Here is a 13,763-nt window from a genome sequence, read left to right as displayed (position 1 = left end):
GCACAACCGGTTTGCAACACGAACAGAATCGTGGCCATCACCGCACGATCGTCCAACCGGCGCCGACCACCACCCTGGTGGCGTTGCGGCGCATCGGGCAACAACGGATACGCCAGCAGCCACAACGACTCCGGACACCACTTCTCCACATCGCTCATCGTTGATCAACGATATCGCCTACTTGGCAACACAACCAAATGAGACACGGTCTAAGCCAAAGCGTCCGGCCACGGGCCGGGCCGTCCGATCGTGACGCCGGGAACGCGGCCGGGTGGACTTGGCACGATGAGTTCGTTGCCGGCCGGGCAGCCGGTGGCCAGCGCGTTTGGCGGGCCCGGACGGTTGCGCAGGGTGACGCTGGCGCAGTAAATCTGCGTCTCGCGATCGCGACCGAGGTCGATCGGTGACTCTCTGCCTCCCTGCTTGCCCGCGGCCATGCTGTGAAGGGTCCCTTCACGGACCCAGAGTCCGTGAAGGGACCCTTCACAGCTATGGCTCGAAGCAATTCCGCCAGCCGGGAGTACAGCCGGGAGTACCGCCGGGGTGAGATCGGCGTCTTCTCCCCTGCCGATCCTTACCGACCGCTGTTGCCGGTGGAGTCGCCTCCGTGAAATGAGCCGGGGCAGACAGCACGAACGGCCAAGAGTGGCGCAGCGCGGCCCGGATGGTGCGAGGCAGCCCGCCGCGTGGACCGGGCGCGATCCCGGCCACACGGACAGGTGGGTGCGGCAGGCAGCTCCGTGGCGATGCGGCAGCATGGGTGCGTGCTCTTCGACCGGATCGTGCGCCCTTCGTTGTACCGGCTCGCCTATCACGACCCCGAACTCGTGCACGAGCGCACGATCGGGCTGCTGAGCCGGTTCGGGGGTGCGCTCGGGCCGGCCGGGCGGCTCTACCGTACGGACGATCCGGTGACCGTGCTCGGGCTGCGGTTCCCCAACCGGGTCGGGCTTGCGGCGGGGATGGACAAGAACGGCCGGGCGCTGGCCGCGTGGCCGGCGCTCGGGTTCGGGTTCGTCGAGGTCGGCACGGTCACCCGGCATCCGCAGCCGGGCAACCCGCGGCCGCGGCTGTTCAGCCTGCCCGCCAGTGACGCGGTGCTGAACCGGATGGGCTTCAACAACGACGGCGCCGGTGCGCTGGCCGCACGGCTGGCCGCGCAGGGGAAACCCCCGGTGCCGCTGGGGATCAGCATCGGCAAGTCGAAGGTCACGCCGCTGGACGAGGCCGTCGAGGACTACCGGTGGTCGCTGCGCGCGCTGCATCCCTACGCCGACTACTTCGCGATCAACGTCAGCTCCCCCAACACCCCCGGGCTCCGCGCGCTGCAGGACAAAACTGCCCTCGCCGAACTGCTCGCCGAACTCCGCGCGACCGGCGACGAACTGGGCGGCGACACACCGCTGCTGGTGAAGGTCGCGCCGGACCTCACCGACGACGCACTCGCCGAACTGCTCGAAGTCTGCATGGACCACGGCGTGGCCGGCATCATCGCGACGAACACCACACTCGCCCGCACCGGGATCGCCCCGGCCGAGGCCCCGCTTGCCGCCGAGGCAGGCGGGCTGTCCGGCCGCCCGCTCACCGCACGTTCAGCGGCGGTGGTGCGCTTCGTGCACGAACAGACCGGCGGACGGCTGCCGATCATCGGCGTCGGCGGAATCCTCGGCCCGGACGACGCCCGCCGCATGCTCGACGCGGGCGCCAGCCTCGTCCAGCTCTACACCGGGTTCGCCCTGCATGGGCCGGGCCTGGTCCGCCGTGTCAGCCGGGGCATCGCGGGACGGCCGGGCTGACGAACCGCGATCCGCACCGTCGCGCGGACCGGTCCCTCGGCGTCCTCGCCGCATACGCGGGCGCTTCGCCCACGGCCATGGCGGGGTCGCAAAGCGCGCAGTGCTCGCCGACCGCAAGCAACGACGCCCCAAGGCAGAACAATCCAAACCCCGCGACCGGATCACAGCGTCTAGCACCATCCGCCCGAGCACGAACGGCGCGCGCAACTCGACAACCGACCACAATGGACCTGCTGGGAAGCCGCGAGTCAGCGCTGAGCACGAACCGCAAGCGCCGCATGACCGCTCCCCCGCCGCCACAATCGCGTCGCAACGAACGGCCGCCACGAGCCCGCGTACTGGCCACAACCGACGACCAAGCCACAACGCACGTCGGTCCACCCCTCGACACGTTCGGCCGCGACCAGTACCGCGAACGGGCCATCTTCGCTCCAGCCGCCGAACACCGACCACACTGGCAATCCCGCACACGAACCGATCAGCCGGGTCAGCCGGATCAGCCGGATCAGCCGGATCAGCCGGATCAGCCGGATCAGCCGGATCAGCCGGGAAATCGTAGGTGGCCGCCGGTGACCAAGCCACGACGGTCGTCGAACCAGGCCGTCAACGCCATAACGGATTCACCTCGCACGGGCGGGCGGCGAATCGCCGAATCTCCGACGCCACCCGTCACCCGTGACCGGCATCAAGCGACTCCAAACGCCGCGTCAGCTCACCGAGCGCACACCGGCCGTGCTCAGGAAACGCAGGTAGCCACGCCACGACGCGTACCGATCCAGACTCTCGGCGCCGTCGGCCGCGGCCGGATCGCAGCGCACCGCGAACGGCGAGGTGCCATCCTCCAGCTCGACCCGCCCGAGCAGCAACGGCGCAGGCAGCTCCGCGACGAACCGGCCGAACGCGGCGGGGGAAAGCCGCCAGCGTTCCCCATCGAGCGCGGCTGTGCCGGGCATTACTCCTGGTTGCGCGGGATCCGTCCCGCCCAGCAGCACCATGCGGTACGCCTCGGCGGTCCGGACCACCCCGCAGAACCGGGCGCCGCGCAACCGGTCGTGCAGAGGCTGGCCGCGCAGATGTGCCCCGAACACCACGACATCGGTACCTTCGGGCGGGTAAGTCGAGGCCTCCTGTTCCCCGGTGAGCACTGCGGCGAGATCGATCCCGAGCTGGTCCTCGAACGCGCGGGTCGCGATCGTGACCCCGAACGGCCGCCGGTCCCCCGGCGCGACCGGGACGGTCACCGCGGCCAAATCGAGGACGTTCACGAACGCGCTGTAGGTGCCGAGCCGGGTGCTCACGCCCACCGGATCCGCCAGCGCCTCCTCGATATCCGGATGGTCCGGCACGGTCGGCAGCAGCAGTGCGTCGTATCCGTCCAGCACCGCCCGTGCGGCGGCGCGGAGTTCGGTCACCTTCGTCCACGCTTCGGCGAGTTCGTGCGCCGCGTGGCAGCCGGCGGCGGCCACGATCGCGGAGACGATGGGGTCCGCGCCGTCCGGACCGGCAGCGAGCACATAGCCCGCGGAGGCATGCCGTTCGGCCACCAATGCACTGCCGTACAGCATTTTCCCGGCTTCGAAGAACACGGCGAGATCCACGGGCGTCACGACGGCGCCGGACGCCTCCAGCGAGCCGACAGCGACGTCGAACGCGAGCCGCGCCGGGGCGCCGAGCGCGGAAAGGCCCGCCTGGTCGGGAATCGCCACGCGCGGCCGTTCCCCGAGCCCCAGCGGAATGTCCGCCGGCCAGGCGCGCACCGCGGGGTCCACGCCGTCCGGGCCGGTGATCACGGCGAGTGCCCGCTGGCCGAGGGCGAGGCTGCGGGCGAACACCGAAACGCAGTCGAACGACGGCGAAGCCGGGTGCACGCCGGTGCGCGGCACCAGGCCGATCGTCGGCTTGAGACCGACCACTGCATTCAGCGCCGCGGGTACGCGGCCGGAGCCACCGGTATCCGTGCCGAGCGCGAGATCGGCGATCCCGAGACCGACGGCCACGGCCGATCCGCTGCTGGACCCACCGGCCACCTTCGCCGGGTCGAGCGCCGAAGCGGGCACGCCGTAGGGGCTGCGCGTGCCGGCCAGCCCGGAGGCGAACTGGTCGAGATTCGTCTTCCCGAGCACCACCGCGCCGGCCGCGGTCAGCCGGGTGAGCACGGTGGCACTCGTGACCGGCACCCGGGAGAAACCCGGGCAGCCCGCGGTGGTGGGCAGACCGGCGAGATCGAAGAGATCCTTGACCGCGAGCACCGTCCCGGCCAGCGGAAGATCCTCTCCGGCCTGAACGCGTTCGTCGACCGCTTTCGCGTCGATGAGTACTTCTTCCATGGTGCGCAAGCTGATCCAGGCCTCCGGGCGGTCCGCGGCGGCGAGCCGCCGGAACGCGGAGCGCACCCGTTCGTGCGCGCTGGGTGGTGGGAGGCGAAACGGTTCCGGTTCCGGCGGGAGCGTGGTCACGGGGCGTCCTTTCCTCGGGCGATTCGAGAAAGTCCACTGTGTACGTCCGGCTCCGCGGAACCTCAATCCACGGCGCCGGTCCTGGCGGGTGCCACCACTGACGTCATGGGAAAAACGTTAGACCGCACGAGTTTCCGTCACCACATGCGGATGATTACACGATTGTTTCGGTACGGGACGGGGAATCGGGGAAACATCACCGACCGTCGCGCAGGCACCAAGGCCGGTGGGCCGACCGGAGTCCGAAACTCGGCCATCCGGACGGCATTGTCCGGACCACGGCGCAAAACCGGGGGAACCTGGGAAATTCAGCCGAGATCCTTCAACGCCAGCGCCAGCCCGGCCAGACGATCGGTGGCATCGGACAGCGCCTCCCGCGAGGTCCCCATTCCGGTACTGCTCGCGGCGACCGCCTGCCCCGCGGCGGCGACCAGACCGCCATAACCGTCCACGCCGTCGTCCAATTGCTCGCGAAGAGTGCCGACGGCGGTATCGAGCGCCGCACGCTCGCGCTCCGGGGCCGAATTACGGCCGCGCTCGATGGCCTGGATCCGCGCGGCGAGCGCCCGCAACGCCTGCGCCGCCTCATCTGCGGTACGGCGGGCGTCCGCGACGGAGACTTCCGGCACCGCGGAGGTGCCCAGCGACGTCGGCACGGACAGCTGCCGCAGCAGCTCACCCAGCGAGGCTTCCGATTCCGCCAAGCGCTCCATCGGCTCGCGGGCGACCGAGCCGGCGGGCGGCAACGGCGGCGGCGCGCTCGGCGCGGACGGGAGTTCCACCTTCTTCAACTGCCGCAGCTTCAGCCCGGTCCGCACGCTGAACGTGCCGAACACCAGGGTGCCGAAGCCGGCGAGCACGATCTGGCCGATCTCCGGGCCGGTGACACCGCCGATCAGGCCGGTGCCCACCAGCACGGCGACCACACCGAGCAGGATCGTGACGAGCACCCACAGGGTGAGCACCCGCGAGGTCCGGCGGATCCGGCGCTGGTGCTTGGCGGACGGCTCGTTCCAGCGCTGCCACTTGGCCCGCGCCTCGGCCATCGCCGGGAACTGCCCGGTCACCGAGGAGAACGAGACCGGTGTACTGGGCCGGCGCGGCACCGGCGGGGTGGACGGGGCGGGCCGGTGCTGGAACCGGCCCGCCTCCCCGGCGGACTTCCCGCCCTCCGATTCGGCAGGCGGGAAGTACCGCTGCAGCTTCTCCTGGGCTCGCTGCGCGTAGTCGGGCAGTCGCTCGACGTACTTCTCGATCCGGGCACCGAACTCGTCGAAGTCCCGTCGTCTGTTCATCGAGCCCCCACTCCGATGTGCCGCCCCCGCCTCAGGCCGGGTTCTTGCCCTGCTCGGCCTGCACGCGGGCCTGGATCTCCCGCTGGATGTCCGCACCGGCGCCGGCCGGGGCCGACGAGGAGGAGGACGCCGCGCCACCGTCGGTGACCTGCGCGACCGAGTTGCCCTGCAGGGAGGCGCGGATCTGCTCCAGCCGGGAGTGCCCGGCCATCTGCGTGGCCGACTCCTGGACCTCCAGCATCCGGCCCTGCACCGAGTTCTGCGCCAGCTCGGCCGAGCCCAGCGCGGTGGTGTAGCGCTTCTCGATCTTGTCCCGGACCTCTTCCAGCGACGGCGTGTTGCCCGGCGCGGCCAGCTGGCTCATCTGGTTCAGCGAGGAGGAGACCTGCTCCTGCATCTTCGCCTGCTCCAGCTGGGAGAGCAGCTTGGTCCGCTCGGCCAGCTTCTGCTGCAGCATGGTGGCGTTGCGCTCGACGGCCTGCTTGGCCTGCGCGGCCGCCTGCAGCGACTGGTCGTGCAGCGTCTTGAGGTCCTCGATGCCCTGCTCGGCGGTCACCAGCTGGGCGGCGAAGCTCTCCGCCGCGGTCTCGAACTGGGTCGCCTTGGCGTCGTCGCCCTTGCCGCGGGCCTCGTCGGCCAGCACCAGCGCCTGGCGCGCGGACGCCTGCAGCTTCTCCACCTCGCCGAGCTGCCGGTTGAGCTTCATCTCCAGCTGCCGCTGGTTGCCGATCACGGAGGCGGCCTGCTGCGTCAGCGCCTGGTGATTGCGCTGTGCCTCCTCGATGGCCTGCTGGATCTGTACCTTCGGGTCGGCATGCTCGTCGATCTTCGACGAGAACGCCGCCATCATGTACTTCCAGAACTTCACGAACGGGTTGGCCATCTCCTCCGCCTGCCTTCTTGCGTCCCACGGGCCTGAATGACCTCGAGGTGGGGCGTCGCTCCCCAAGTACACAACGTCCCGACCCCGGCGTCGGGTTCCATCGTGTCAGGTCGGCCCCGGCCGTTCCAGGCGACCCCGGGGGAATTCAGGGACGAACCCTGAGCGCACCCCGCGCAAGGCCGCCCGGCGCGCCGCGCCGGGACACTCCGGCACGCCAAGGACCCCGGGGCATACCCGGGGCCATCGGTGCGCATGGTGCGCGCGCTACGCGGCGATCGTGGACGCGAGCTTGGGCGCGCCGATCGTCGTCCGCAGCGTGGTGTTGATCCGCGGCGAGGGCTGCAACCGCAGGTCGGACAGGTCGTCGCCGACCAGCTCGGGCAGCAGCCTGCCGCCCTCGAACCCGGCCGGCTCGCGCTCCCGCGCGGCACCCTCGACCACCTCGTCGACCGGGGTGACCTCGACGGTGTCGAGCGCCGAGACGTCGGCCGCGACCTTGTGCAGCAGCTCACCGAGCGGAAGCTCCAGCGCCTCGCAGATGGAGGCCAGCAGCTCGCTGGAAGCCTCCTTCTGGCCGCGCTCGACCTCGGACAGGTAGCCGAGGCTGACCCGGGCGGCGCGGGAGATGTCACGCAGCGTTCGACGCTGGTTGGTGCGGGCATGCCGGAGCCGATCGCCGATCGCCTCACGCAACAGCACGGTCATCACGCGCCTCCCTTCCGAACTGGTACCTCCTACGTTACCCAGAGCGGCGGCCGGGACGCAGGACTTGACAGGTGCGTACGCCAAGGGCGAACGCGCAGATCAGTGTAGATGTTCCCCGAGCAGCGCGAACGCGGCGTGCACCGCGGCCGCGCGGACCGCCGCCCGGTCACCGCCGATGGCCAGCTCGCGCACGACGGCCGTGCCGGGACCACGGAGCGCGACGTACACCGTTCCGGGCGGCACCCCGTCCTGCGGGCTCGGCCCGGCCACCCCGGTCAGCCCCAGGCCCCAGGTGGCCGCGCAGCGGTCCCGGGCACCGGCGGCCAGCTGGGCGGCCACCTCCGGGTGCACCGCGCCGTGCTCGGCCAGCAGCCTCTTGTCGACCCCGGCCAGCACGGTTTTCAGGTCGGTGGCGTAGACCACCAGCCCACCACGCAGCACCGCGCTCGCACCCGGCACCTCGGCCAGCGTCGCGCACACCAGCCCCGCGGTGACCGATTCGGCGGCCGCCACGGTTTCCCCCCGGCGGGTGAGCGCGGCGACCAGTTCGCGCGCGCCGGTCATCGGGCACCGGTCGCCCTGCGGCCGGCCGCCCGCAACCGGAGCGCCCGGATCAGGTAGTCCGCCCCGGTGATCATGGTCAGCGCCAGCGCCAGGCCCATCAGCGCCCAGCGCACCGGGTCCACCCCGGCCGGCAGCGGGAGCAGGTAGGCCACGATCGCGACGATCTGGGCCATCGTCTTCGCCTTGCCGCCGCGGCTGGCCGGGATCACCCCGTGCCGGATCACCCAGAACCGCAGCAGGGTCACGCCGATCTCGCGGACCGCGATCACCAGGGTGACCCACCAGGGCAGCTCGCCGAGCGCGCTCAGCCCGATCAGCGCGGCGCCGATCAGCGCCTTGTCCGCGATCGGATCGGCGATCTTGCCGAAATCGGTGATCAGCCCGTAGCGCCGCGCCACCCAGCCGTCCACCTGGTCGGTTGCCGAGGCGATGGCGAACAGCCCGGTGGCGATCGCCCGCCAGGTGGTGTCCGCGCCGCTGCCCTGGAACAGCGCGAACACAAACAGCGGCACCAGCACCAGCCGCGAGATGGTCAGCAGGTTCGCCAGGTTCAGCGTCGGCACCGGGGTGGCCGCGGGGACCTGGGCAGCTCCGTCGGCGGCGGCGTGGGGCAGGCCCTCGCCGGCGCCGCTCGGGGCGGCATTCACCGGTCCGCGTCCCGGAGCGGGCGGACGATCAGGTCGACCCCGGCGGAGTCGACGACCTCGCAGCGCACCAGCTCCCCCACGGCGAGGCCGGACGCGTCCAGCAGGACGCACTCGCCGTCAACCTCGGGGGCCTGGTGCGCGGCCCGGCCGACCGGGTCGTCCTCCTCGGAGCCGGTCTGCTCGACCAGTACGTCCACGAAGGTGCCGATGCGGTCCTCGGCCCGCTGCGCGGTCAGCTCTTCGACCAGCGCGGAGATGCGGGCGACCCGCTCGGCGACCTCCGCCGGGTCGAGCTTGCCCTCGAACGTCTCGGCCTCGGTGCCGTCCTCGTCGGAGTAGCCGAACACGCCGACCGCGTCCAGCCGGGCGCCGGTGAGGAAACGCTCCAGCTCGGCCAGATCCTGCTCGGTCTCGCCGGGGAAGCCGACGATCACGTTGGTCCGGATGCCCGCCTCCGGCGCCAGCTCCCGGATCTGCCCGGTGAGCGCGAGGAAGGAATCGGTGGAGCCGAACCGGCGCATCCGGCGCAGCACCTGCTCGCTGGAATGCTGGAACGACAGGTCGAAGTAGTCCGCCACGCCGGGGGTCCCGGCAATGGCCTGGACCAGCTGCGGCCGGGTCTCCGCGGGCTGCAGGTAGGACACCCGCACCCGCTCGATGCCCTCGACCCCGGCCAGCTCCGGCAGCAGCCGTTCGAGCGCGCGCGTGCCGTCCCGGCCGAAGTCCTTGCCGTAGGACGTCGAGTTCTCGCTGACCAGGAACAGTTCCTTGACGCCGTGCTCGGCCAGCCACCGCGCCTCGGCGAGGATCTCCTCCGGGGTGCGGGAAACGAACGACCCGCGGAACGACGGGATCGCGCAGAACGAGCAGCGCCGGTCGCAGCCGGAGGCGATCTTCAGCGCGGCCACCGGCGTATCGTCCAGCCGGGTGCGCAGCACGCGCGGGCCCCAGCCGTGCTGCGCGTGTCCCGGCACCTCGACCGCGGTGCTCGCGGCGGGCCGCCGGACCGGGCTGATCGGCAGCAGCTTGCGACGGTCGGACGGCGTGTGCGAGGCCAGCGCGCGACCGGCGACGACGTCGTCGAGCCGGTCGGAAAGCTCCGCGTAGTGGTCGAAGCCGAGCACCGCGTCCGCCTCGGGCAGGCTGTCGGCCAGCTCGGTGCCGTACCGCTCGGCCATGCACCCGACCGCGACCACCTTGCGGCCGGTGTCGGCCGCGGCGAGCAACGTGTCCACCGAGTCCTTCTTCGCCGACTCGACGAAGCCGCAGGTGTTGACCACCACGACGTCGGAGTCCTCGGGATCCGCCGACAGCTCCCAGCCCCCGGCGGCCAGCCGTCCGGCCAGTTCCTCCGAGTCGACCTCGTTACGGGCGCAGCCCAAGGTCACGAGGGAAACCCGGCGGCTGTCGGCTGGCTCTGTGGTGGGGGAAGGCACGACGTTCAGGGTAGCCGCCGCGTCCGTCCGCCCCGGCGACGGCTGCACCCCCGCGCCCGCCGCGCCGCTCCCCGCCGCCGGACACGTCCACCGCGCCACCGGCCTTCCAGTCTGTGAAGGGCACCTTCACGGACTCTGAGGCCAGGGTTCCGGCAAAGTCGGTGTAGAGGTCTGTGAAGGGACCCTTCACGGACTCTGAGTCTGTGAAGGGTCCCTTCACAGACCCGAAACCGGTCCGGCGCACGCCACGAGGTGGTCGCACACACACCTCCGCATCGCCCGCTGCCGGGTCCCCGACCAACTTTGCCGACACCCTGGACTCAGGGTCCGTGAAGGTGCCCTTCACTACGTGGCCGCCGTCGGCGAGAAAGCAAGCAGCGGGTACGCGGCTCAGGGCCGGTAGCTGCTCGGCTGTGTCCCGTGCTGGTGGGCGGCGTGCGGGGCCGCCTCCCGGTTCGCCGGGGCCGTGGGCAGCTCGTTGCCGTCCACGCAGCTGCCCACCAGTTCGGTGTGGCTGTCGTGGCGGATGTACTGGGGCTGGCTGCCGCATCCGGCCGCGTCGACCGTGACGTAGGCGGCTCCGGCCAGCGCGGCGGCGGACACGATGCCCGCGACGAGAGGCACCAGGCCGCCGGAACGGGTCGCGCGCATCGCCCGCCGAGCGGTGGTCGCGTCCTGCCCGCGTGCCATGGTCGAACTCCCTGTATACGTGTGGTTGCCGTAGCCAGCGTACCGGTCTTGCGACACGGGCGGCCCGCAAGTCCGCCGGATGGCATCATCGCAGCTTATGGAACTGGTCAGCGTCGAGCGCATCCTGGAAGCCCGGAAGCTGCTGTCCGGCGTGACCCGGGTCACGCCGATGGAACACGCCCGCGATCTGCGCCGCATGCACGGCGGGCCGGTGCACCTCAAGTGCGAGAACCTCCAGCGCACCGGCTCGTTCAAGATCCGCGGCGCCTACACCCGCCTGCACGGCCTTTCCGCCGCCGAACGCGATCGTGGGGTCGTGGCCGCGAGCGCGGGCAACCACGCGCAGGGGGTGGCGCTGGCGTCGTCGCTGCTCGGGATTTCGTCCACGGTCTTCATGCCGTTGCGCGCGCCCCTGCCCAAGCTCGCCGCGACCCGCGGATACGGCGCGGACGTGCACTTGCACGGCGCCGTCCTGGAGGAGACGCTCGCCGAGGCCATCGCCTTCTCCGAACGCACCGGTGCGGTGTTCATCCATCCGTTCGACCACATCGACGTGATCGCCGGGCAGGGCACAGTCGGCCTGGAGATCCTGGAACAGGTGCCGAACGTCAAGACGGTGCTCGTGGCGACCGGCGGTGGTGGGCTGGTCGGCGGGGTCGCTTCGGCGGTGAAGGCGTTACAGCCGGACGTACGGGTCGTCGGCGTGCAGGCCGAGGACGCCGCCGCGTTCCCGCCTTCGCTGGCGGCCGGCGCCCCGGTGCGCATCGCGCAGCCGCACACCATGGCTGACGGCATTGCGGTCGGTAAGCCGGGGCTGGTCAGCTTCGCGCACGTGTCGGAACTGGTCGACGAGGTCGTGACGGTCAGCGAGGAATCCCTGTCCCGCGCGGTGCTGCTGTGCCTGGAGCGGCGGAAGCTGGTGGTGGAGCCGGCCGGTGCGGCGACCGTGGCCGCGTTGCTGCAGCATCCCGGTGCGTTCGAACCACCGGTGGTGGCGATTCTCTCCGGCGGCAACGTGGATCCGGTGCTGCTGCAGCAGATCATCCAGCACGGCATGACCGCGGGCGGCCGGTACCTCAAGCTGCACCTGCGGGTCCCGGACCGGCCGGGGTCCCTGGTGTCGGTGCTGTCCAGCGTGAAGGATCTCGGCGCCAACGTGCTGGACGTCGAGCATTCCCGGATCTCCGGCAGTCTCGCGCTCGGCGAGGTGGACGTGGCGCTCGCGCTGGAGACCCGCGGCCCGCAGCACTGCGCGGAGGTCGAGGCCGCCCTCGCCGCCGCCGGGTTCACCATCGTCCCCTGAGAGTCCACTGTGGACAGCGAAACGGCCGGTTCGTGCCGAGCCGGCCGTTTCGTCAGCAAGCCCTTACCGGGCAAGGTTTCAGAGGTTCCCGCGCCGCTCCTGCTCGCGCTCGATGGCCTGGAACAGGGCCTTGAAGTTGCCCTTGCCGAAGCCGAGCGAACCGTGCCGCTCGATCAGCTCGTAGAAGACCGTCGGACGGTCGCCGATCGGGCTGGTGAAGATCTGCAGCAGGTACCCGTCCTCGTCGCGGTCGACCAGGATCCCGTGCTCCTTGAGGGTTTCGATCGGCACCCGCACCTCGCCGATCCTGGCCCGCAGCTCCGGGTCCTCGTAGTAGGAGTCCGGGGTGTTCAGGAATTCCACGCCCGCCGCGCGCATCGCGGTGATCGTGGTGATGATGTCGTTGGTGGCCAGCGCGATGTGCTGGCAGCCCGCGCCCTCGTAGAATTCGAGGTACTCGTCGATCTGCGACTTCTTCTTCGCCACCGCGGGCTCGTTGAGCGGGAACTTGACCCGGTGGTTGCCGTTCGACACCACCTTGCTCATCAGCGCCGAGTAGTCGGTGGCGATGTCGTCGCCGATGAACTCCGCCATGTTCACGAAGCCCATCACGCGGTGGTACCAGTCCACCCAGTAGTCCATCTTGCCGAGTTCGACGTTGCCCACGCAGTGGTCCACGGCCTGGAACAGCCGTTTCGGGGCGCCTTCGGGCCGCTTCACGGTGCTTTCCCGCGGCTCGAACCCGGGCAGGTAGATGCCGCGGTAGCGGGAACGGTCGACGAGCGAGTGGCGGGTCTCGCCGTAGGTCGCGATGGCCGCCCGGCGGATCGTGCCGTGCTCGTCGGTGACGTCGTGCGGCTCCTCCAGCACCGTCGCGCCCTGCGCGCGGGCGTGCTCGACGCACTTGTTGACGTCGGTCGTCTCCAGCGCGAGGTCGATGACGCCGTCGCCGTGGCGGCGGTGGTGATCGAGCAGGGGCGAGTCCGGGCGGACCCCGCCGGTGATCACGAACCGCGCCGAACCGGACTTCAGCACGAAGGACTTGTGGTCCGGCTGCCCGGTTTCCGGGCCGGAATACGCGACGAGCCGCATGCCGAACGCGACCTGGTAGAACCACGCGGTCTGGGTCGCGTTGCCGGCGACGAACACCACCGCGTCGAGCGCCTTGACCGGGAACGGGTCGGCCGAGGCGTCGTGGTCGACCAGCCCGACGAGCTGGCGGAGCTGGTCGTAGCTGACGTCGTCGAGGGCGCTCTGGGGCGGCATGATGTCGGTCATGACGAAAGCATGAGCGGAGCCTGGCAAGCTGTGCAATGGTCGTTGGTTTGACTGGACAATATGTTCAGCCATACTTGGTGACCCGAGGTCATCATGGACAACCTGTGCAGGAGACGACCGATGCTGGACTCGCTGGACGCCCGGCTGTTGCTGCTGCTGACCGACTCGCCACGGCTGGGCGTGCTCGAATGCGCACGGCGGCTCGGCGTGGCGCGTGGCACCGTGCAGGCGCGGCTGGACCGCCTCACCGAACGCGGGGTGCTCGGCGGGTTTCCCCCGGAACTGGACCTCGCCGCGATGGGCTACGGGCTCACCGCGTTCGCCGTACTGGAGATCGCCCAGGGCAAACGCGGCGGCGTCGCCGAGGCCCTCGCCGCGATCGACGAGGTCTGCGAAGTCCACGCCACCACCGGCCAAGGCGATCTGTTCGTCCGCCTGGTCGCTCGCGACAACGACGACCTGCAACGCGTGATCGACGAGGTCGTCGGCGTCCCCGATGTGCTTCGCACTTCGACTTCGATCGCCTTGTCTACGCCGGTTCCGCCGCGGGTGCGGCCGCTGCTGGAACGGGCGGCGAGGCCGGACTAGATTCGGGCGGGTGGGGGAGGGCCTCAGGGTGTCGGCAAAGTTGGTCGGGGACCCGGCAGTGGGCGATGCGGAGGTGTGTGCGACCACCTCGTGGCGTGCGCCGGACCGGTTTCGGGTCTGTG

General features: G+C 70.8%; 13 protein-coding genes. 3 read left to right on the top strand and 10 right to left on the bottom strand.

Annotation, left to right across the window (positions count from 1 at the left end; genetic code table 11):
- On the bottom strand, nt 1–158 hold a 158-nt coding region (locus tag D5S19_RS33950; protein ID WP_147397291.1), incomplete at its 3' end, for a transposase.
- A 606-nt stretch (nt 159–764) separates the two neighbouring features.
- On the opposite strand from D5S19_RS33950, the gene D5S19_RS00145 reads away from it, so the two are divergent.
- A complete protein-coding gene (locus D5S19_RS00145) occupies nt 765–1,796 on the top strand; it encodes a quinone-dependent dihydroorotate dehydrogenase (RefSeq protein WP_120021290.1) in 1,032 nt (343 codons plus the stop codon).
- Nucleotides 1,797–2,503: 707 nt separating this feature from the next.
- Here the strand turns inward: D5S19_RS00145 and atzF are convergent.
- From atzF to D5S19_RS00105, 8 genes are all read right to left on the bottom strand, one after another.
- Nucleotides 2,504–4,252 carry an allophanate hydrolase gene (gene atzF / locus D5S19_RS00140; protein WP_120021288.1) on the bottom strand — a complete coding sequence of 583 codons (1,749 nt, stop codon included), beginning with the start codon at nt 4,250–4,252 and terminating at the stop codon, nt 2,504–2,506.
- A 308-nt stretch (nt 4,253–4,560) separates the two neighbouring features.
- Nucleotides 4,561–5,547, bottom strand: coding sequence for a phage shock envelope stress response protein PspM (gene pspM / locus D5S19_RS00135; protein ID WP_120021287.1), 987 nt, complete (start codon nt 5,545–5,547; stop codon nt 4,561–4,563).
- Between the two features lie 31 nt (nt 5,548–5,578).
- A complete protein-coding gene (locus D5S19_RS00130) occupies nt 5,579–6,430 on the bottom strand; it encodes a PspA/IM30 family protein (protein WP_120021286.1) in 852 nt (283 codons plus the stop codon).
- A 264-nt stretch (nt 6,431–6,694) separates the two neighbouring features.
- Nucleotides 6,695–7,135, bottom strand: coding sequence for a helix-turn-helix domain-containing protein (locus D5S19_RS00125; protein ID WP_199730227.1), 441 nt, complete (start codon nt 7,133–7,135; stop codon nt 6,695–6,697).
- Between the two features lie 99 nt (nt 7,136–7,234).
- The gene (locus D5S19_RS00120) at nt 7,235–7,699 is read right to left on the bottom strand and encodes a CinA family protein (protein ID WP_120021284.1); all 465 of its coding nucleotides are present in this window, start codon (nt 7,697–7,699) and stop codon (nt 7,235–7,237) included.
- Nucleotides 7,696–8,346, bottom strand: coding sequence for a CDP-diacylglycerol--glycerol-3-phosphate 3-phosphatidyltransferase (gene pgsA / locus D5S19_RS00115; protein WP_120021283.1), 651 nt, complete (start codon nt 8,344–8,346; stop codon nt 7,696–7,698). The genes D5S19_RS00120 and pgsA overlap by 4 nt, the downstream gene beginning before the upstream one ends.
- Nucleotides 8,343–9,782 (bottom strand): 30S ribosomal protein S12 methylthiotransferase RimO, encoded by a 1,440-nt coding sequence (rimO, locus tag D5S19_RS00110; protein WP_120021289.1) that lies wholly within the window; start codon nt 9,780–9,782, stop codon nt 8,343–8,345. The genes pgsA and rimO overlap by 4 nt, the downstream gene beginning before the upstream one ends.
- A gap of 390 nt (nt 9,783–10,172) precedes the next feature.
- Entirely contained in the window at nt 10,173–10,472 is a 300-nt protein-coding gene (locus D5S19_RS00105) for a hypothetical protein (RefSeq protein ID WP_233573623.1), read from the bottom strand.
- A 97-nt stretch (nt 10,473–10,569) separates the two neighbouring features.
- On the opposite strand from D5S19_RS00105, the gene ilvA reads away from it, so the two are divergent.
- Nucleotides 10,570–11,775 carry a threonine ammonia-lyase gene (ilvA, locus tag D5S19_RS00100; RefSeq protein ID WP_120021282.1) on the top strand — a complete coding sequence of 402 codons (1,206 nt, stop codon included), beginning with the start codon at nt 10,570–10,572 and terminating at the stop codon, nt 11,773–11,775.
- 78 nt (nt 11,776–11,853) lie between these two features.
- On the opposite strand, the gene hppD is transcribed toward ilvA, so the two are convergent.
- Nucleotides 11,854–13,053: a 4-hydroxyphenylpyruvate dioxygenase gene (hppD, locus tag D5S19_RS00095; RefSeq protein ID WP_120021281.1), complete on the bottom strand. Its 1,200-nt coding sequence runs from the start codon at nt 13,051–13,053 to the stop codon at nt 11,854–11,856.
- A gap of 120 nt (nt 13,054–13,173) precedes the next feature.
- On the opposite strand from hppD, the gene D5S19_RS00090 reads away from it, so the two are divergent.
- Nucleotides 13,174–13,641 (top strand): Lrp/AsnC family transcriptional regulator, encoded by a 468-nt coding sequence (locus D5S19_RS00090; RefSeq protein ID WP_120021280.1) that lies wholly within the window; start codon nt 13,174–13,176, stop codon nt 13,639–13,641.
- Nucleotides 13,642–13,763: the final 122 nt, after the last annotated feature.

The organism is Amycolatopsis panacis, from assembly GCF_003600245.1.
GTDB lineage: Bacteria > Actinomycetota > Actinomycetes > Mycobacteriales > Pseudonocardiaceae > Amycolatopsis > Amycolatopsis sulphurea.
The sequence above is the reverse complement of the archived record's forward strand: the minus strand, read 5'-3'. Positions and strand labels throughout refer to the sequence as shown.